Origin of the sequence: Microbacterium sp., from assembly GCF_036566905.1 — a bacterium.
In the GTDB taxonomy this organism is placed as follows: Bacteria; Actinomycetota; Actinomycetes; order Actinomycetales; family Microbacteriaceae; genus Microbacterium.
Map to the genome: position 1 here is coordinate 1 of NZ_DATCVK010000091.1, position 18,776 is coordinate 18,776.

Genomic DNA, 18,776 nt, shown 5'->3' on the forward strand with positions numbered 1-18,776 from the left:
CGCAGCCGACGCCGACACACCCGTGACGGAGGCCGCAGCCGCGCCGACCCCGGTCGCCGCGGAGGTCGTCCTCACGGAGCCCCAGGCTGCAGCCGCGCCGGCCACTGCCGGCACGGTGACGGGAGTGCCGCTGTCCGAGCCGCTGCCGTTCCCGCGCACCGTGTGGGCGGGTGCGGCCGCACGCACGCGCCCCGAGCCGGCGGCCGAGCCGAAGCGGATCGGACCCTTCACCCGCGGCCAGTGGGCCGGTGCCGTCATCGTCGGCGGTGCAGGGCTCCTGTACGCAGCCGCCATGGCCGTGCTCGCGGTGCGGTGGCTGCTGTCGACGTCGTGGGGCGTCGAGTTCCTCGAGACGTACCCGGGTGAGTACCACCTGCCCGACGGCGCGCCGATCGGATTCCCCGCGTGGCTGGGGTGGCAGCACTTCTTCAACGTGTTCCTGATGGTGCTCATCATCCGATCGGGCCTGCGGGTGCGCACCGAGAAGCGGCCGACCGCGTTCTGGTCGCCGCGTAACAACGGCCGGCGCAAGATCAGCCTGAACCTGTGGTTCCACCAGTCGCTCGACATCCTGTGGCTGGTCAACGGCGTCGTCTTCGTCGTGCTGCTGTTCGTCACCGGCCAATGGCTGCGCATCGTGCCCACCTCGTGGGAGGTGTTCCCGAACGCCGTGTCGGCGACGCTGCAGTACGTCTCGCTCGACTGGCCGACCGAGAACGGCTGGGTGAACTACAACTCGCTGCAGCAGCTGGCGTACTTCGCGACGGTGTTCATCGCCGCGCCGCTGGCCGCGATCACCGGCGTGCGCATGTCGGGCGTGTGGCCGAAGAACGCCGCCGGGCTGAACAGGGCCTACCCGGTGGAGTGGGCGCGCGCGGTGCACTTCCCGGTGATGCTCTACTTCGTCGCGTTCATCGCGGTGCACGTCTTCCTCGTACTCGCCACCGGCGCGCTGCGCAACCTCAACCACATGTACGCCGCGCAGGGCTCCGTCGATCCGGACGCATACGCCGACAACTGGACCGGGTTCTGGTTCTTCGTCGCCTCGCTCGTGGTGATCGCCGTCGCATGGATCGCGGCTCGCCCGCTCGTGCTCGCGCCCATCGCCCGCCTCTTCGGCAAGGTCTCCGGCCGCTGACGCACGGGCCGCTGACGCACGGCCTGCTGGCAGGTACCGCGCGCAGCGCCGCGGCGCGGTCAGGACTCGACGACGATGCCCGCGAGATCGGCGAGCGCGGGTGCCATGAGCTGCAGCTGCTCGGACGAGATCGTCGCGCCGCGAAGTCCCGCCATGCCCACGACCTGACCGATGTCGGCTCCCCGCAGATCGACGTCGGTGAGCCGGGCGCCGCTGGCGTTCAGCGTGGCGATGCGGGTGGCCTCGAAGGCGACGCGGCGGGCCGAGGCATCCAGCAGGTCGATCTCGTCGATCGTGCAGTCGACGAAGGCGACGTCGAGCAGCTCTGCGGCGCGCAGGTTGACGTAGCCGAGCTTGCACCGTGTGAAGCGGATGCCGCGCCACGCGGTGTCGTACGCCTCGACGGACCCGAACCTGCTGTCCCTGACCTCGACGTCCCGCCAATCGCTGCGCGCTCCCGACGCGACGGGGATGTTCGCACCGACGAACACTGCCTCCACCAGGCGCGCGCCGCGGAATCCCCAGGTCGCGACGTCGAGACCGTCGAAGCGGCACGCCTCGACGGTGTCGCCGACACCGAGCTCCCATGCGTCCAGGGCGACGTCGGTGTACGCGAGGCCCTCGAAGTCGCTGGACCCGAACTCCGTCGCGTCCCGCTCGGCGAGGTCGGACAGCACCGCCTCGTCGAAATCGAACCGGGGCGCCTGCGTTCCGCCGCGTCCGCGCGGTGTCTTGGTTCGTCCTGCCACCACTGCACCCTAGCCCGCCGTCACGACACGACCGCCGCCGCGTGCCATCCTGAGTCGCATGACCCTGCGACGCATCAGTCTGGTGATTCCTCCGGTGGGCCCATGGCGCGAACAGGCGCGCTGGTACCGCTGGGCCGACGAGGTCGGCTACGACGTCGCGTACACCTACGACCACCTCACCCATGCGACGGCGCGTGGCGAATGGCTCGGCGAGGCATTCACCACCCTCACTGCGGCGGCGGCGGTCACCGAGCGCATCCTGCTGGGGACACTCGTCGCCTCCGCCGTCTTCCGCAGGCCGGTCGCACTCGCGCGGGCGGCGATGACCGTCCAGGACATCTCCGAAGGGCGCCTCGTGCTGGGGCTCGGCCTCGGAGCGCCCCCATGCGAGCTCGCCGACCGCGGCGAGAACTCGACCATGGGCGAGATGTCCGCCCGCTTCGCCGACGTCGTCGAGGGCTACCGGGCGGTGCTCGACGGCTCCACGCAGTGGCGTGGCAAGACGTTGTCGTTCACAGGCCTCGAGACGACGGGCCGCCCGGAGGGCGTCGACGCTCCCGAGCTGCTGCTGGCCGCTCACGGGCCGCGCGCGCTGGCTTTGGCCGCGCGCTACGCCGACACGTGGAACACCTACGGCGGACCGGGGTCGACGCAGCTCGACGCCGACGAGTACTGGCAGCTGATCGCGCAGCAGGCCGGCGGTTTCGCGGCGGAGTGCGATCGCGTCGGGCGCGACCCGTCGACCGTGCGGCGCTCGCTGCTGCTGGGCTTCGGTCGCGTGCGACCCACCTCCCATGTCGACGCTTTCCTCGCGGCCGCAGAGCAGGCGGCGAGCCTCGGTGTGGACGAGCTCGTCGTCTACAGCCCCGACTCGCCCGCCGGCATGGGCTCGGACCCGCGTGTGCACGAGCAGGCTCTCGCCCGGCTGCGCTGACGTCGCGAGCACCCCGCCGCGGACAGGTGCGCCGATCGTGCAGCCGGGATCCGTGCGGGGGATAACCCGAAGACAAGACTCCGGCTGCCTCGGGCGCGCTCGGCGGCGCACGCGCCTACCGTAAGGGGCATGACCTCCTCGGACTCTCCTGCCGTTCGCCCGGTGACGCGGCCCGCCCAGGTGGCGGGCGCCATCGCGCAGCTCGCCGCGCTCGGCGTCATCGGCGTCGCGGCGTTCTCGCTGCTGTTCTCGCTGCTCGGCCTCGGCATCGGCTTGCTCTTCGTGCTCGGCATCGGCGTGATCGTGCTCGTAGCGCTGGTCTACGTATTGTTCGGTCTCGGCTGGCTCGAGACCGAGCGCGTCGACGGCCTCTACGAGTTCGGGCTTCCCACGATGCGACCGCGCCGCAGCGGCCGCCCCGGATTCGGCGGCGTCCTGCGCACGATCTGGATGCAGGCGATCGATCCCGCCACCTGGCGGGCCATCGCGAACCTGGCGATCGCGACGATCCTCGGATGGGTCGTCGTGGCGCTCGCCGGGCTCCTCGTCTCCGGCGCCGTGCTGGCGTTCACGCCGCTGTTCGCCGAGGCGAGCGCGGTGCGACTGGCCCGCACCGGCATCGAGGTTCCGCTCGCGTGGGCGGTGCCGGTGGGGATCCTCGCGGTGCTCGTCGCCGCTGCCGGCCTCGTGGGCCTCGGTGTGCTTCACGGCATCATCGCGCGGGCCATCATGGTGCCCTCGCGTGAGGCGCAGCTGGCCGCCGCGGCGCGCGTGTCGAGCCAGCAGCACGCCGGTGCGGTCCGAGCCGCGGACGTCGAGCGCACCCGCATCGAGCGCGACCTCCACGACGGCGTCCAGCCGCGACTCGTGTCGGTCGGCATGACGCTGGGCCTGGCACAGCAGAAGATCGACGCCGACCCGGATGCCGCGAAGGCGCTGATCGCCGAGGCCCACACATCGACCAAGGCGGCCATCACCGAGCTGCGACAGCTGGCCCGCGGCATCCACACCTCCGTCCTGGACGATCGCGGACTCGACGCGGCCCTGTCGGCGCTCGTCGCGCGGTCGGTCGTACCCGTGCACACCGACGTACGGCTCGACGGGCGCTGCAGCCGCGAGACCGAGGCGGCCGCCTACTTCGTGATCGCCGAAGCGCTCACCAACGCGGCCAAGCACTCGCGGGCCACCGAGGTGCGCGTCGTCGCACGCCTGCGTGAGCCCGGCACGCTGTGGGCGCGCGTCGAGGACAACGGGGTCGGCGGCGCCCGCGTCATTCCCGGCGGCGGCCTCGATGGCATCGTGAACCGCGTGCTGGCGGCCGGCGGCGAGGCTCGCATCGACAGCCCCGCCGGTGGACCGACGAGCGTGGAGGTGAGCATCCCGTGCGCATCCTGATCTGCGAGGACTCGGCGCTGCTGCGCGCCGGCCTCGTCCGCGTGCTCGAAGACGCCGGTCACCAGGTGGTCGCGGCTCTCCCCGACGCTTCGCACCTCGACGAGACCGTCGACCGGACCGCACCCGAGCTGTGCATCCTCGACGTGCGACTGCCGCCGAAGTGGAGCGACGAGGGCATCCGTGCGGCGCTGTCGCTGCGCGCGCGGCTGCCTGAGCTCGCCGTCCTCGTGCTGTCGCAGTACGTCGAGGAGCGCTACGCCGCCGACCTCATCTCGTCCAGCGGCGGCGCGCTCGGCTACCTGCTCAAGGACCGGGTCGCCGACGTCACCGACTTCCTCGAGGCGATCGAACGCATCGCCTCCGGTGCCACGGTGCTCGACCCGGAGGTCGTGGCGCAGCTGCTCAGCCGTCGCACGCGCGACGAGCGGATGCTGCGGCTCACCGATCGCGAGGCCTCGGTGCTCGCGCTCATCGCGGAGGGCCGCTCCAACCAGGCGATCGCGAAGACGCTGCACGTCACCGAGGGCAGCGTCGAGAAGCACATCACCGCCGTCTTCCAGAAGCTCGACCTCGAACCCGACGAGTCGGGCAACCGCCGCGTCCTCGCCGCGATCGCCCACCTCGAGCACGGCGGCACGACGCCGCCGACGACACCTCCTTCGACGACACAGGGCGGCCGCGGGCCGCAGACAGGAACGAACCGATGAGCACGACCATGACGCCTCCTCCTGCGGCTCCCGAACGCACCGCCGAGGCACCGCGGCCGCCCGACGGCGGCTCGCGCGTCGTCGCGATCGTGATCATCGTGCTCGGCGCCATCGTGCTGCTGGGCGCGATGACCTCGGCAGTGATCGGGACGATCGCGTCGGCATCCGTCCACACCTCGACCCGGTCGCTGGACGCCGCCGGGGTCGAAGACCTCGGCATCGACGCGGCGGCGGGGACGCTCCGCGTCGAGTTCACCGACGTACAGGAGGCCGAGCTCGAGGTGACCAGCTCCTGGGGTGCCGAGAACTGGCGGTTCGAGCGCGACGGAGACAGCCTCGAGGTGGCGTCGCCCGATCGGCTGGGCTGGTTCGGCTGGCGCGGGTGGTTCGGCGACGGGGGAGCGGATGCCGTGCTGCGGCTGCCGTCGGCCCTCGAGGGCCTCGACGCGGACGTCTCGCTCGCGGCCGGCGAATTCGTGACCGACGGCGAGTTCGGCGAGCTCGACCTGTCGCTGGCGGCGGGGTCGTTCGACGTGTCGGGATCGGCCCAGCTGCTGAGCGCCGACGTCAGCGCCGGCCGCGGGACGCTCGAACTCGACGGCGTGAGCGAGGCCGAGCTGACGGTCAGCGCCGGCTCGCTCGACGCCGTCCTCACCGGCTCGCGGCCCGACGTCATCGACGCCGACGTGAGTGCGGGCACGCTGCGGATGACAGTGCCGGAGGGCGACTACGACGTGACCTCCGACGTGTCGGCCGGCGAGTTCGACAACGGCATCGGCTCGACGCCCGGCGCCTCGAGCACGATCCGCGTGCAGGTGTCGGCCGGTCAGGCGGTACTGGAGTCGGGGCGCTGAGCCTCTGAGGCTCCGACCACGGGTGCCTCGGGCCCGGCCCGTCGTCGCACACCTGTGCGGCGGTGCGCCGGGCATGCCGTTCCGTCAGGCGGAAATGGTGCGCGCGCCGGCGGCGAACCCCTCGGCGTAGGCCTCGTCGGCGCCCAGGCGGAACATGTCGCGCTCGAGCGGGCGCACGATCGATCGCGCGCCCGGAAGGTCCAGTGTTCCGACGAGGTCGGCACGCCCGCGGACGACTGCCACCGGCCGGCGAGTGGCTTTGCCCTTGACGAGGTCGGCGGCCGCGGCCAGCTCGTCGGCCACACAGGGCATGGTGACGACGAGCGGGCGGCCCTCGGCATCCGTCCCCCCGCGAAGATCCTCGAACACCTGCACGCCGCCCGCACCGATCGCATGGTCGGTCTGGCCGTCGCGCCAGGCGCGACCCAGCGTGTCCGACACGATCACGCCGACCTCGACGCCGAGCCGCTCGCGCAGCCCGGCCGCGATCGTCCGCGCGGACGCGTCGGGGTCGACGGGCAGCAGCAGCACCGTGCCCTGCGGGGTGTTCGACGCGTCCACGCCCGCGGCTGCCGACACCATACCCAGGCGGTTCTCGACGATCCGGGTGGTCGAGCCGTTGGGCGAGGTGCGCGATGCCACGACCCGCACGGTCTCGGCCGTGATCGCGTCCTCGCGGTCATCGGCCTCGACGAAGCGGTCCTCGGCCTTCGACACGATCTTGGAGGTCACGACGAGGATGTCGCCGTCCGCGAGGTCGTCGCCGCCGGCTCGCACGATGACGTCGACGAGGTCGGCACCCGCCTCGATCTCGGGGATGCCTTCGAGGGGCCAGACGGTGAGCGCGGTGCGAGACGGCATGCGTCCAGTCTTCCGCACGCGACGAGGGGGCGCGGCCGGCGAACCGGACACGCCCCCTCACGAAAAGCGGAGAGTGATCGATCAGCGCACGAAGCGCACCTCGGTGAGGGTTTCGCCGAGGAACGGCTCGGTGTGCGAGGCTCCGTCGAGCGCGAAGCCGTTGCGCGTGTAGAAGCGGTGCGCACGCGGGTTGTCGTCGGCGACCCACAGGTACAGGCCCTCGGCGGGCTCGACGACCGCGTCGAACAGCTTCTGTCCGATGCCGGTGCCGTGGAAGGCATCCAGCAGGTAGATGAAGTACAGCTCGCGGAAACGCGGGGCGTCCTTGTCGCGCGCCGGACCGGAGCCGGCGAAGCCGACGATCTCGCCGTTCACGAGGGCGGCGAACATCTTGAACTCGGGGCCCTGGACCGCCCAGTGGGTCCAGAGCTCGGCGAGGCGCTTGGGGGAGACCGCCTCGAGGGCGGCCTTGCTGATCAGGTGGTCGTAGGTCTCGTGCCAGGCGGTCGCGTGAACGCGGCCGAGGGCCTCCGCGTCGACGTCGCGCACCGGACGGACGACGATGTCGGTCTGGGTTTCGGCTTCCATGGCCAGACTCTACGCGCGTCGGCGCGAGACCTGAAATCCGGCGAACGGCGGGTGAACACCGGGTGGCGAGCGGATGCGGCGGAGCTGGCCGAGCGGCGGTTCGGACCACAGGCTTGTGCGCGCCGGATGGACCGCTGAGCGACGAGATGTCGGGATACGACAATCGAATCGGCGGATCCGTCGAGGATCGCTACCATCGCACCTCGTGAACGTGATGTGGCGGACCCTGATCGTGATGCTCACCGCGCGCCGGCGCCTGCGCCGCGGCGGACGGCTGGGTCCGAGCGAGATCAGCCGCATCCGGCTCACCACGCTGCTCACCGACATCGACCTGCTGCGTCACATGAACAACGGACGCTACCTGTCGCTTTTCGACCTGGGGCGCTGGGACCTCCTGGTGCGCACCGGGCTGTGGGACGTCATGAAGACGCGCGGCTGGTACGCGGTCGTGTCGAGCGAGACCGTCACCTTCCGCAAGTCGCTGAACCTGTGGCAGCGGTTCGATGTCGAGTCGCGCATGATCGGCCACGACGACAAGGCGGTCTACCTCGAGCACCGCGCGGTGGTCGGCGGTGAGGTCTATGCCCGCGCCATCATCCGCGCACGCATGATGAAGCGCTCCGGCGGAACGCTGTCGCACGAGGAGCTGTTCGCCGCCGTCGGGCGCCCCGAGGGGGTTCCGGAGGTCGACGAGTGGGTGCACGAGTGGGCTGCGGCATCCGCTCTCCCGCCGACGCGTGCGGAGGCGCCCAGCGTCTGGAACTGACCTCGGCGGCTAGACGGCGCCCGCGGGATGATCCGGCTCGGGAACGAGCGTCAGACCCGCGGGGGAGTTGGCGGCCTTGGTCAGCGCCTCGACCCAGGCCGGGTTGAGGCGCGGCTGGCGTCCGCCGAAGTACTCGAACGTCAGCGTGACGTTCGGGCTCAGCCAGATCGACGTGCGGCCGAGGCCGCTGCGCATCGGATCGGTCCAGGTGAAGGGGAAGGCCTCGCCCCGCCGCAGCTTTGCCCAGATGACTGCCTGCAGGTGCGCGAGGATGCGGTCGTCGAAAGAGGCGGTGACCCGCGAGTCGTAGGTGAGCGTTCCCATCGACTCCACAGTAGCCGTCCGTCCAGCAGAACTGGGCCTCCGAACTGATCGTCCGCCGTGCGGGGCGGCATTGTACGCGTTTCGAGTCCCGTTGTCTGGTGTTGCGTGGATCGACCGCCTCGTCGACTCTGGGTTGATGGTCAGCTCGCCTCAACTCACTCGGGATCTGCGTGCGGCGCTCTCAGCCGGCGAGCTGTCGGTCGCGTTCCAACCGCAATTCGACCTCGAGGCATCGATCACACCGGCCGGCGCGGCCCTTGCCGAGCCGGTCGCCGTCGAGGCGCTCTGCCGCTGGAACCACGCGCTGCTGGGCGCGGTGTCCCCCGAGCGGTTCATCCCGCTCGCGGAGGAGGCCGAGTTCCTCGACGAGATGGATGCGCATGTGTTCGCCCGCGCAGCGGCGCAGCTCGCGCAGTGGCGGACGGAAGGCCACCTGCTCAGCCTTGCGGTCAACGCGTCGCCCGCGCATTTCTCGTCGGACTACGCCCACGCGGTGATCGCCCGGCTGGATGAGCTCGATCTCGATCCCGCCGTCGTGACGATCGAGATCACCGAAGCCCCCTCGCCGCAGCTGCGGCCGCCGATGCTGGCCGCGATCCAGTCGCTCCACGCCGTCGGCGTCGCCATTTCGGTCGACGACTACGCGGCGGGCGACACCACCGTCGCCATGCTCGAGGCCATCCCCATCGACGAGGTCAAGATCGACCGATCGCTCACGCAGCGCACGGACGCCGCGGCAGACGACGCGATCGCCGCCGTCGTGGAGAGCAGCGGGGACCACGGCTGGCGAGTGGTCGCCGAGGGGATCGAGACCATCGCCGACCTGGAGCGGTCACGCGCGCGGGGCTGCCACCGCGGGCAGGGTTACCTGTGGGGCTTCCCGCTGTCGGCCGGCGAGATGGACACGCGGCTCGCCCAGGTCTGACGGCGCGCCAGACGGGGTGGTCACGACGACGCCGATCCGCCTCGAGGCGGACGCCGGCTCAGAGCCCGTAGTCCGTCGCGTCGTCGGAGGTGTCGTCTGCCGGGCCGCTCGAATCGCCGACCTCGAACTGGGACCACGTGACCGGCATCCCAGGTGAGAAGAGGATGTCGACGCCGGGACCCCCGCGCAGCGGGGGGATGTTCACGTAGCCGCCCCCTGCCTTGATCGCCTCGAGGATCTTGCCCTTGAGCTCCGACACGGGGTCGGGGAGGAAATAGTCGCGTCCGTCGACGGTCAGTCGGTTCACGATCGCCATGGCCCCCACAGTACCCGTCCATCGCCGCCGGTTAGGATCGACCGGTGGGCACACTTCATTACGGCTCCCCGCCGGCCTCGTTTCAGATCGACGACCGCGCCCTCGCGCACGTCGAACTCGTGGTGATGGCAAAGCTGCGTCGCCGCGAGAACCTGTCGTTCTCACTGGTCGACGAGAAGACCTCGGTGCGGCAGGCGATGTGGATCTCACCGGTCACGACCCTGCGCTTCGAGTACGACGGCCCCATGCCCGAGATCAACCGGCTGTGGCTGCAGGATCTCGTCGACACCGCCAACTCCTCCAGCGGACTGCGGCTCGTGCCGGAGCCGGAGCTCCCCTCACGCTGAGACGCGTCCCCCGCCGTCACGCTTCGCGCGGTACATCGCCGCATCTGCGGCATCCAGCAGCTCTCCGGGTGAGCTGCCCCGCTCGGCGGCGACGACGCCCGCCGAGGCGTGCACCGCGATCTCGATGCCGCGTACCGCGATCGGCTCCCTGATGGCGGCCACCGCCCGGCCGGCGATCGCCGCGGCCTCGGCGGCTCCTGCGCCGACGCACACCATCACGAACTCGTCGCCGCCCAGCCGGACGACGGCGTCCGAGCCGCGCGCCACGCCGCTCAGACGCCGGCCGATCGCCGCGAGCACGGCATCCCCCATCTCATGGCCGTACGTGTCGTTGACCGCCTTGAAGTCGTCGAGGTCGAGGAACACGACGGCGAGCGGCTTGTCGGAGCCCTGCAGGAGCTCTTCGAGGCGGTCGTCCAGGAAGCGGCGGTTGTGCAGGCCGGTCAGCGGGTCCCGCAGGGCGAGTTCGGCGAGTTCGGCCTGCGTACGCGCCACCATGGCCGAACGGATCTCCTCGCCGAGCTCGAAGGCATCCTGCGCATGCTCGCCCCACGGCAGGCTCCGCCCGGTGACGCTCTCGCGCCAGGCCGAGAACGACCGTCGCGGCGACAGGGGATCGTCGCGGTTCTCAGCGCGCTGGTCGCCGAGCCAGTCGACGGATCGCGCGACCTCGCTGCGGACGAACACGAGCATGTCGCCCTCGCCACCCAGCGGGACGATGAGCAGGCCCGTGACGTCGGGGATCTCGACGGCGAGCTCCGGTCGTTCGAGCGGGAGGGCCTCCCACACGAGCCGGCCCACCTCGAGCTCGTCGACCACGGCGAACAGGCGGTCGGCCGGGGGGACGACGCCTGCGGTGTGGACGAGATCTCCGATGCGCAGCAGGGCTCCGTCGGCCGGTACGACGTCGAGCACCGTGCGTGAACCCGTCATGAGCACCGCACCGACGTCGGCGCGACTGTAGAGCGGAGCGATGATCGAGATGCGCCGCTCGCGAGCCTCGAGCTGCCGGCGCAGACGATGGATCTGCTGGGCGGCGGCCAGCTGCGTGCCGACCTGCGACGCCATGACCTCGAGCGCGCGCCGCAGGAGCACCGGGATCCGACGGGTTGTGCGGTGCGCGCAGGTGAACATGCCCACCAGGTGGTCGTCGATGACGATGCCGAACGACACCGTCGACGCCTGACCCATGTTCCGCATGAACTGAAGGTGGTGAGGCGAGACGGCGCGGAGCTCCGCGACGCCGAGATCCACGGGCGCCGCCTCCGGCAGCAGGGTGTGGAGGGCCAGGCCCGGATCCTCCGTGTCGGCGATCACCCGGGAGCGCTTCTCGATGTACAGGGCGCGCGCCTGAGCGGGGATGTCGGATGCCGGGAAGTGCAGTCCGAAGTAGGGCTCCATGTCGGGTTCGCGCTCATCGGCGACGATCTGGCCGTGACCGTCCTCGTGGAACTGGTAGCACATGACGCGGTCGAAGCCGGTGATGTCCTTGATCTCGCGGGCCGCCTGCCGACGCAGTTCGTCGGGATCGGAGACGCCGGAGAGGCGTTGGATCGCGCTGACCACACCGGTGCGCACGTAGTCGAGGTCGGGGACGATGGGCTCGAGCTCCAGAAGGAGCGGATCCGTGCCGCGGTGTGCGATGACGTCGTACGCCCGGCCCTCGAACTCGGCACGGACCGGGTCGACGGCGACTCCTTCGCCGATCGCCCAGGTCAGCATCTCGCTGCCCGACTCGCACAGGTCGCGGCCGAGCCAGTGCTCGACGTTCTCGCTGGCCACGACGACGACACCGGTCGACTCGTCGACGCCCAAGAGGATCCCGTGGGATTGGATCCGGCCGATGGTGCGGATCGGCTCGATCGCGCATTCCTGCAGCCGCAGGTTCTCCGCGGCATCGCGTGCGCGGTCGCCATCGAACGTCCGTGAAGAGAGGTCGGTCAACGCATGCCCTTCGGTGCATGTGGGGGGACGGGGGGAACTGCGCTGGCGAGATCTCCCATCCTATGCGTCACCCCGACGCGCTGCGAAGAGTTCTGCACACCGCCCGGCTGCGCCCGCTAGCGCACGGCGATCCGCGGCGCAAGCGGTTTGCCCCGGCGGTCCCCGTGCTGTTGCGTGGACGATCGAGGCGCCGGCGATCCCGCCGGTGCGGGAGGGGAGAGTGCGCCGTGGATACGACCACCCTTATCTGGATCATCGTCGGCATCGCCATCGTGCTCGTCATCGTCGTCGTCGCCCTGCTGGTGACGGCACGCGGGCGCCGCACGCGTCGGATGGAGCACCAGCACGACCGCGCCGAGAAGCTGCGCGCGGACGCTCGGGAGACCGAGCTCCAAGCGCGGGAGCACGAGGCCGAGGCGGCCCGAGCGCGTGCGGATGCCGCGGCTGCCGCTGCCGCGGCGGAGGCGGCGAAGGCGCGTGCCGCCGAGGCGTCGATCGACGCCGAGCGCCGAGCCGGAACGATCGACGACCACCGCTCGGAGGCCGAGAAGCTGCGCGAGCAGCAGGCGGAGACGTTGCGCAAGGCCGACGACGTCGACCCGTACGTCGGCGACGACGGCCGATCGACGACGGCGGCGACCACCGGCACCGCGGCCGGCGTCGACGACCGCGCGACGGTCCGTGATGGCAGCACCGTCGATGACCGCGCGGCGGTCCGCAATGGCGACACGGTCGACGACCGGGCGACGGTCCGGGATGCGAACCTCGACGACCGCACCGCTGTCCGTGACACGGGCACGGTCGACGATCGCACCACCGCTGCGGACGAACAGATCACGCGGCCTCCGGCTCCGCCGACCCGCACCGACCGCACCTGACCGGCACGTCGAGCACGACGGCACGTGGCCCGCTAGCGTGGGGGCGTGATCGCCGTGCTCGACGTGCTCCGCACCGCGGGCCGCCTGCTGTGGCGGCACTGGCCGGTGCTGCTCGCCTGGTACGCGGCGGGAGTGCTCGGTCGCTATGTCGTGATCGAGGCCGCCGGTTTCGTCGGCGCATACAACGCCGTCGCCGGATCCCTGCTGCTGCCGCTCGCGATCCTCTCGCGACTGGTCGCTCTCGTCGCGATGCTCCTCGTCGTGCGGGACGGGATGCGGCAGCTCGACGAGATCGCACCGCTGCCCACCGACGCCGCGACGCGTCGCCGGCAGTTTGCGGACGCGCTGATGGCCGGCATCCTGCCGTTCTTCGCGTTCTATGCGGCGTGGGGATTCCTGCGCGAGGACGCCGCGGCGTACTCCGCTCGCGCGCTCGAAGTGAGCGCGGGACTGAACTTCACGGCGATCGTGGACAAGACCGACCCGGTGGGCGATGGCCTGGCGGGGGCGCTGACCCTCACGCCGGTGACGTTCGCGATCGTGGTGGTGGCGTTCGCTCTTCGGTGGGTGCTGCAGCGCTATCGCGAACGACTGCCGCGTTGGTTCGGCATCATCGCCGCGTACCTCGAGGCCGTCTGGGTGTACTTCGCCGCCCTCGTCCTGTCCGTCGCGATCGAAGCAGTCGGTGGCTGGGTGCAGACTCGACAGGGGATGGTGTGGCTCGACGACTTCCGGGCCACCGTCTCGGCGGCGTTCGCACCGCTCGCGTGGGTCTGGGAGGGCATCGAGTGGTTCCTCGGCGAAGCCGGGGGCATCATCCTGCTGCCGCTTGCATGGCTCACGATCGCCGGCGTCGTGTACGGACAGGCGGTCGCGCCGGCGCCACTGCCCGCTGACACGCTCGGAGGCGAAGTGGGTGCACGCCTTCGCAGCCGCTACCGCTCGCTTCCGGCGCGCCTGCGCGCGCGCCTCGGGGACATCTGGGCGGACCTCGGGTCGCGGTTCACCCCGATCGGCGACGCGATCATGCTCATGTGGCGTGCAGGCCCGGTGCTCATCGGCGGATTCGTGCTGCTCTACACCGTGCTCCTCGCGGTGCAGGGATGGGCGGAATGGGGACTGCTGCGTCTCGTCGGCCCGCACGACCTCAACGACTTCTGGCTCGTGTTCGATCAGGCGATCTTCCTCGTCGTCCCGGTGCTGATCGAGCCCATGCGCATCGCCTTGGTGGCGGGCGGCTACGACGCCGTCATCGGGCGCCTCGTCACGCGACGCGCCGCCGCCGCTGCGGCCTCGAGTGAGCCGGCGCCTGCGGCACCGTCAGGGGCGACGGATGCACCTGCATGATCAGGGCTCGACGATGAAGAGGACGTTCTCGGGCCAGAGATCCGCCGAGATGACGTCCACAGCGAACGGGCCGACGGCGTCCTGCGGCACGACGTAACGCACGTCGAGTGTGTACGGTTCGGTCACGTCCGACGAGCAGGATGCCGGACGCAGCGGGTCCCAGTCCGTGGTGAGCGAGGACGTGTCGGCGTCCCACTCGCGTTTCCGCCCCTCCAGCTCACGCAGCATCGGCTCCGCGCACGCGAGCTCCGACGCTCTGGGGTCGATGTCGATCTGGACCCTCAGGACCCTCGCGTCGACGGGCGCGAGGGGGTCGTCGACGAACTCCGCCACCGCGGGACCCACGACCGCGGCGCCGTAGGGGGTGTGCTGCCCTTGTTCCAGCACGACGGGGGCCGCCGGGGCGCCCGAGTCCGCTTCGCTCCACTCGTGCCAGGCGACCGTCGCCCCCAGCGCGGGAACGAGGACCACCAGTGCTCCGAGCGCCACCGCGTTCCTGCGCCACCACCCGCTCACAGGTTCGCCCATCCGGTCTCGGGAAGCTCGTCGCTCGGCGCGGTGGGCAGCGCGCCGAGGTCGAAGCCCACGACGATCATCGAGTCGAGGCGGGGATCGGACGACAGCGCGAGTTCGAGGGTCGCCGTGCCCGAGTCGAGGTCGGCCGGCAGCTCGAACGCGAGGCCGCCGCTCGTCGGCACGCCCGCCGACAGCGATTGCCGCAGCAGCGAGTCCGGACGGTCGCTGGCGCCGTAGCGCACCCCATCGACGACGAGCTCGGCGTGATTCAGGGTCACGAGGTCCTCCGATGTCACAGACGCGACGTCGAGATCGACGACGATCCAGTTCCCCTCGGCGGACCAGTCGCCCGCGTGCAGTTCCGACGTGCGACGGACATCGGTGATCGTGGCGGCGAGGTTGCGTCCGACGGCCTCCTCGCCGACGGCCGCGGTGAGCGGCATCGGCGCTTGGATCTGCTCCTCCCCGGGCGTGACGAGTGCGACGAACCACGCGACGACGACGAGGCCCGCTCCGACAGACCACGCCACCCAGCGAGGAAGCGTGCGATCAGCCCTGGCCATCGGCATCCTCCGCGTCCGCTCCGGCCCCCACGTCCTCGATCTCCACGGTGACCATCGCGTCGCGCACCGGGTCGGACCACCATTGGCCGGTCGTGACGAACGAGCCGGTGTACACCGAGCGGGCGTACAAAGTGACGGGCACCTCGTCGCCGGCTGCGAACGCGTCGGCGGGGACGACCCACGCGTAGACGATCCGCGCGGGAACGTGTGGCTGCATCTGGGGACTGAGAGTCGTGTCGTCGTAACGCGCGGCGCTGACGTCGGTGTCGATGCCCTCGACCGTGAGCGAGCTCCCGATGCCGCCGGCGCCCGCGGACACCGGTCGGTCCCACTCGTTCTCGACGTCGGCGACGATCGCGAACACGCGCTCGCCCGCTTCGGGGTAGACGCCCGCGTCGGGCAGCTCGTCGATGAGAACCGCCCGCTGCACCGTGAGCGAGCGCTCGGCCGTGACGTGCGGGTCACCCGGCTCGAGCTTCGAGGGCGCGGGCGGCGACGCGGTCGCGAGACCGCCGAAGGCTGCGGTGGCGAGGAGGAACGCCCCGGTGGCGATGCCCGCGAACCATCTCGTCGGGACGCGGTCGGCCGCTGCGCGCACCCACGCGAACCGACGCTTCGGCTCGGCGGCGGCGGTCGGCGACTCGGACACGAGGCCAGCCTAGGGCGAGAGGCGCCGGGTCTCGGATGCCGCGGGGAAGGCGTCGCGCAGCGCGCGCCGCACCTCGAGGATTCCGGCCCGAGCCTGGGATGCCGTGCGCTGGGCGCTGAAGATCTCACGTGTCGGCCGGCCGGGCAGGTCGAGGAGCGTCACGGGCGGGCGCGTGCCCTCCCAGAGGAGATCCGGCAGCACCGCGACGGCCTGGCCCTCGGCGACCAGTCGCGCGTGCGCGGAGAGGTCGGCGAGCTCGTAGCGCACGTCGGGCTCGTAGCCGGCGGCCCGGCACTGCTGTACCGCCCACAGCCGTGCCGCGGTGCCCGCGGGCTCCATCACCCACGGCCGCTCACGCAGGTCGCCGAGCGAGCGGGCGGGATCGGCGCGCCCGACGGCGATGCGGATCGGGTCGATGCCGAGCGTCTCGCGGTCCAAGCCATCGGAGTGCGCGCGGGTGTGCCCGGGATACTGCTCGGCGATGACGAGATCGACGCCGCGGGCCGTCAGTTCGAACAGCCCGAGCTCGGGCGGCATCTCGACGAGCTCGACTCGCAGCTGCGGAGCACGCGCGGCCAGGAGGGCGAGCGCGGCGGGAACGATCGCGAGCGCCGCGGTCTGCATCACGGCGACGCGCACGGGCGCGAGACCCGGGTGCAGCGACTCGAGCTCGCCCCGGGCGCGCTCGTCGAGGTCGAGTGCGCGAGCCGCGTGGGCGGCGAGGATGCGCCCGTGCTCGGTGAGTCGCACCCGGCGGCCCTCGGGCTCGAGGAGGGTCACGCCGGCCTCCTTCTCGAGCAGCGCCAGCTGCTGAGAGATCGTCGAGGGGCTGTACGAAAGCGCGTCGGCGACGGCCGCGAGGGTGCCACGCAGTGCGAGCTCATGGAGCAGGCGCAGGCGTCGCAGCTCGAACATCGGCATCCCATCGAGAATCTCGAACGATACTGATCGTAGATCATCGCTTTTCACGAATGAACGGATGCCGCACCCTTGACCTCATGCAGCAAGTTGACCGTACGCCGCACATCGAGGTGCAGGCTGGACTCACGGAGTCGATCGACGTGACGTCGGGAGTGCGAATGCAAGACGGAGCCGAGGAGCGCCTGGCCGCCGAGGCGGTGGCGCTCGCGCAGCGCTGGGTGGCCGAGAGTGCCGAGGTCGAGGTCGACCCGGCGGCCGAACGGCTCGCCGGCGTGCTGAAGGACCCCAACGGCCTGCCCTTCACGATCGGCTTCGTGGACGGCGTCATGCGGCCCGAGAGCCTGTCGGCCGCGGCATCCCATCTGCATCGCGTCGCACCGCTCGTGCCCGACTTCCTGCCGTGGCACCTGCGCGGCGCCGTGCGCCTGGGGGGTGCGGTCGCCCCCGTGCTGCCGTCGCCGGTCGTGCCGATCGCGCGGCGAGTGCTGCGCGGCATGGTCGGCCACCTCGTCGTCGACGCACGCCCCGACAAGCTCGGACCGGCCATCGCCGCGCTGCGCGAGAGCGGCGCGCGGCTGAACCTCAACCTCCTGGGCGAGGCGGTGCTCGGCGAGAAGGAGGCACTGCGACGGCTCGAGGGCATCCACGAGCTCATCCGCCGGCCCGACGTGGACTATGTCTCGGTCAAGGTCTCGGCCATCGCCAGTCACATCTCGATGTGGGCGTTCGACGAGGTCGTCGACAAGGTCGTCGAGCGACTGCGCCCGCTGTACCTCACGGCCGCGACGGACGGCACCTTCATCAACCTCGACATGGAGGAGTACCGCGACCTCGATCTGACGATCGCCGTGTTCACGCGGCTGCTCGAAGACCCGCGGCTGCGGCTGCTCGAGGCCGGCATCGTGCTGCAGGCATACCTGCCGGACGCCCTGCCGGCGCTCGAGCAGCTCACCGCCTGGGCGCAGCAGCGCGTCGCCGCCGGCGGGGCGCGCATCAAGGTGCGGCTCGTGAAGGGCGCGAACCTGGCGATGGAGCGCGTCGACGCGATCATGCACGACTGGAGTCTCGCCACCTACGGCGAGAAGGTCGACTCGGACGCCAACTACGTCCGGTGCCTGCGCTACGCGCTGGAGCCCACGCGCACGGCCGCCGTGCGCATCGGCGTCGCGGGCCACAACCTCTTCGACATCGCCTACGCCTGGCTGCTCGCCCGATCGCGCTCGCTGCGCCTGTCGAGCGGCGCGTCGCCCGATGTGGAATTCGAGATGCTCCTCGGCATGGCGCAGGGCCAGGTGCAGGCCGTCACGCGCGAGGTCGGCCACGTGCTGCTGTATGTCCCGGTCGTCCGCCCCGACGAGTTCGACGTGGCGATCAGCTACCTCGTGCGGCGCCTGGAGGAGAACGCGTCCAGCGACAACTTCCTCTCGGCCGCGTTCGACCTGGCCGACGACCCCGCGATGTTCGGGCGGGAGCGCGACCGCTTCGTCGCCTCGCTCGCGCGCGCCGACGATGCCGGGCTCGCCACCGGGCCGAACCGATCGCAGGACCGCGCCGCCGAGGCTGCCGCAGCGACCGCGACCGACGAATCCGAGTCCGTCGACCGCGCCGACTCGCCGCGCGCGCAGGCGCGCCTGCGCCGTGCCGCCGCCAGCGCCGACGAGGCGGGTCTCACCCAGGCGGTGATCGGGATCGCCCGGTCAGCCGCGCCAGGCGACACCGCGCCGCTCGAGCGCACCGTGCCCGAGCAGGTGTTCGGCGCCGAGGCGTTCGTCGAGACCGCGGTCTTCGCGCCGCGCGAGGGTGGCGTCCGGGTCGCCGGAGCCCCGGGGTTCCGGAACACGGCCGACAGCGACCCCGCACTGCCGGGAAATCGCGCGTGGGCTCGCGACATCTTGTCGCGCATCGAGACCTCCCGCGCCGGCGACGCCACCATCGCGGCCGCGCGTGTGACGGACGAGCCCGCGCTGCAGAACATCCTGGCGCGCGTGCGCGCCGCGGCACCCGAGTGGGGCGGGCTGCCGGCCGCGGACCGCGCCGCCGAGGCTGCCGCAGCG

The 18,776-nt window shown here is 71.4% G+C and carries 21 protein-coding genes; 11 read left to right on the plus strand and 10 right to left on the minus strand.

Features of this window, described 5'->3' with window-relative positions:
- On the plus strand, window positions 1–1,138 hold a 1,138-nt coding region (locus VIP82_RS06955; protein WP_331907005.1), incomplete at its 5' end, for a cytochrome b/b6 domain-containing protein.
- A gap of 59 nt (window positions 1,139–1,197) precedes the next feature.
- Here the strand turns inward: VIP82_RS06955 and VIP82_RS06960 are convergent.
- Window positions 1,198–1,887 carry a pentapeptide repeat-containing protein gene (locus VIP82_RS06960; protein WP_331907007.1) on the minus strand — a complete coding sequence of 230 codons (690 nt, stop codon included), beginning with the start codon at window positions 1,885–1,887 and terminating at the stop codon, window positions 1,198–1,200.
- 58 nt (window positions 1,888–1,945) lie between these two features.
- Between VIP82_RS06960 and VIP82_RS06965 the strand changes: the two genes are divergently transcribed.
- From VIP82_RS06965 to VIP82_RS06980, 4 genes are all read left to right on the plus strand, one after another.
- Window positions 1,946–2,821 (plus strand): LLM class flavin-dependent oxidoreductase, encoded by an 876-nt coding sequence (locus tag VIP82_RS06965; protein WP_331907009.1) that lies wholly within the window; start codon window positions 1,946–1,948, stop codon window positions 2,819–2,821.
- A 129-nt stretch (window positions 2,822–2,950) separates the two neighbouring features.
- The gene (locus VIP82_RS06970; RefSeq protein WP_331907011.1) at window positions 2,951–4,216 is read left to right on the plus strand and encodes a sensor histidine kinase; all 1,266 of its coding nucleotides are present in this window, start codon (window positions 2,951–2,953) and stop codon (window positions 4,214–4,216) included.
- Entirely contained in the window at window positions 4,204–4,923 is a 720-nt protein-coding gene (locus VIP82_RS06975) for a response regulator (RefSeq protein ID WP_331907013.1), read from the plus strand. Before VIP82_RS06970 ends, VIP82_RS06975 begins: the two co-directional genes overlap by 13 nt.
- A complete protein-coding gene (locus VIP82_RS06980) occupies window positions 4,920–5,777 on the plus strand; it encodes a hypothetical protein (protein ID WP_331907015.1) in 858 nt (285 codons plus the stop codon). The genes VIP82_RS06975 and VIP82_RS06980 overlap by 4 nt, the downstream gene beginning before the upstream one ends.
- Before the next feature lie 84 nt (window positions 5,778–5,861).
- Here the strand turns inward: VIP82_RS06980 and cofE are convergent, their stop codons facing one another.
- Window positions 5,862–6,638, minus strand: coding sequence for a coenzyme F420-0:L-glutamate ligase (gene cofE, locus VIP82_RS06985; protein WP_331907017.1), 777 nt, complete (start codon window positions 6,636–6,638; stop codon window positions 5,862–5,864).
- A gap of 81 nt (window positions 6,639–6,719) precedes the next feature.
- Entirely contained in the window at window positions 6,720–7,226 is a 507-nt protein-coding gene (locus tag VIP82_RS06990; RefSeq protein ID WP_331907019.1) for a GNAT family N-acetyltransferase, read from the minus strand.
- A 205-nt stretch (window positions 7,227–7,431) separates the two neighbouring features.
- Between VIP82_RS06990 and VIP82_RS06995 the strand changes: the two genes are divergently transcribed.
- A complete protein-coding gene (locus tag VIP82_RS06995) occupies window positions 7,432–7,992 on the plus strand; it encodes a thioesterase family protein (RefSeq protein WP_331907021.1) in 561 nt (186 codons plus the stop codon).
- A gap of 9 nt (window positions 7,993–8,001) precedes the next feature.
- Here the strand turns inward: VIP82_RS06995 and VIP82_RS07000 are convergent, their stop codons facing one another.
- Window positions 8,002–8,316 carry a DUF7882 family protein gene (locus VIP82_RS07000; protein WP_331907023.1) on the minus strand — a complete coding sequence of 105 codons (315 nt, stop codon included), beginning with the start codon at window positions 8,314–8,316 and terminating at the stop codon, window positions 8,002–8,004.
- Between the two features lie 136 nt (window positions 8,317–8,452).
- Between VIP82_RS07000 and VIP82_RS07005 the strand changes: the two genes are divergently transcribed.
- Window positions 8,453–9,241, plus strand: coding sequence for an EAL domain-containing protein (locus tag VIP82_RS07005; protein ID WP_331907025.1), 789 nt, complete (start codon window positions 8,453–8,455; stop codon window positions 9,239–9,241).
- A 58-nt stretch (window positions 9,242–9,299) separates the two neighbouring features.
- On the opposite strand, the gene VIP82_RS07010 is transcribed toward VIP82_RS07005, so the two are convergent.
- A complete protein-coding gene (locus tag VIP82_RS07010; protein WP_331907027.1) occupies window positions 9,300–9,557 on the minus strand; it encodes a hypothetical protein in 258 nt (85 codons plus the stop codon).
- Between the two features lie 44 nt (window positions 9,558–9,601).
- Here VIP82_RS07010 and VIP82_RS07015 point away from each other — a divergent pair, with 44 nt between their 5' ends.
- Window positions 9,602–9,904, plus strand: a complete 303-nt coding sequence (locus tag VIP82_RS07015; RefSeq protein ID WP_301115050.1) for a DUF7882 family protein — start codon at window positions 9,602–9,604, stop codon at window positions 9,902–9,904.
- Here the strand turns inward: VIP82_RS07015 and VIP82_RS07020 are convergent.
- Entirely contained in the window at window positions 9,896–11,848 is a 1,953-nt protein-coding gene (locus tag VIP82_RS07020; protein WP_331907029.1) for a bifunctional diguanylate cyclase/phosphodiesterase, read from the minus strand. The genes VIP82_RS07015 and VIP82_RS07020 overlap by 9 nt on opposite strands.
- 227 nt (window positions 11,849–12,075) lie before the next feature.
- On the opposite strand from VIP82_RS07020, the gene VIP82_RS07025 reads away from it, so the two are divergent.
- Both VIP82_RS07025 and VIP82_RS07030 read left to right on the plus strand, forming a co-directional pair.
- Complete coding sequence (locus VIP82_RS07025; RefSeq protein WP_331907031.1) at window positions 12,076–12,726, plus strand: hypothetical protein; 651 nt, start codon at window positions 12,076–12,078, stop codon at window positions 12,724–12,726.
- 45 nt (window positions 12,727–12,771) lie between these two features.
- Window positions 12,772–14,073, plus strand: a complete 1,302-nt coding sequence (locus VIP82_RS07030) for a hypothetical protein (protein ID WP_331907033.1) — start codon at window positions 12,772–12,774, stop codon at window positions 14,071–14,073.
- Here VIP82_RS07030 and VIP82_RS07035 read toward each other — a convergent pair whose 3' ends face one another.
- Genes VIP82_RS07035 through VIP82_RS07050 form a run of 4 tightly spaced genes read right to left on the minus strand, consistent with a single transcriptional unit; the run spans window position 14,074 to window position 16,716 of the window.
- Complete coding sequence (locus VIP82_RS07035; RefSeq protein ID WP_331907035.1) at window positions 14,074–14,601, minus strand: hypothetical protein; 528 nt, start codon at window positions 14,599–14,601, stop codon at window positions 14,074–14,076.
- Window positions 14,586–15,152, minus strand: coding sequence for a hypothetical protein (locus VIP82_RS07040; protein WP_331907037.1), 567 nt, complete (start codon window positions 15,150–15,152; stop codon window positions 14,586–14,588). The genes VIP82_RS07035 and VIP82_RS07040 overlap by 16 nt, the downstream gene beginning before the upstream one ends.
- Window positions 15,139–15,801, minus strand: coding sequence for a hypothetical protein (locus VIP82_RS07045; RefSeq protein ID WP_331907039.1), 663 nt, complete (start codon window positions 15,799–15,801; stop codon window positions 15,139–15,141). Before VIP82_RS07045 ends, VIP82_RS07040 begins: the two co-directional genes overlap by 14 nt.
- A 9-nt stretch (window positions 15,802–15,810) precedes the next feature.
- Window positions 15,811–16,716: a LysR substrate-binding domain-containing protein gene (locus VIP82_RS07050; RefSeq protein ID WP_414684626.1), complete on the minus strand. Its 906-nt coding sequence runs from the start codon at window positions 16,714–16,716 to the stop codon at window positions 15,811–15,813.
- Window positions 16,717–16,880: 164 nt separating this feature from the next.
- On the opposite strand from VIP82_RS07050, the gene VIP82_RS07055 reads away from it, so the two are divergent.
- Window positions 16,881–18,776: proline dehydrogenase family protein (locus VIP82_RS07055; protein ID WP_331907043.1), on the plus strand; the 1,896-nt coding region annotated here is incomplete at its 3' end.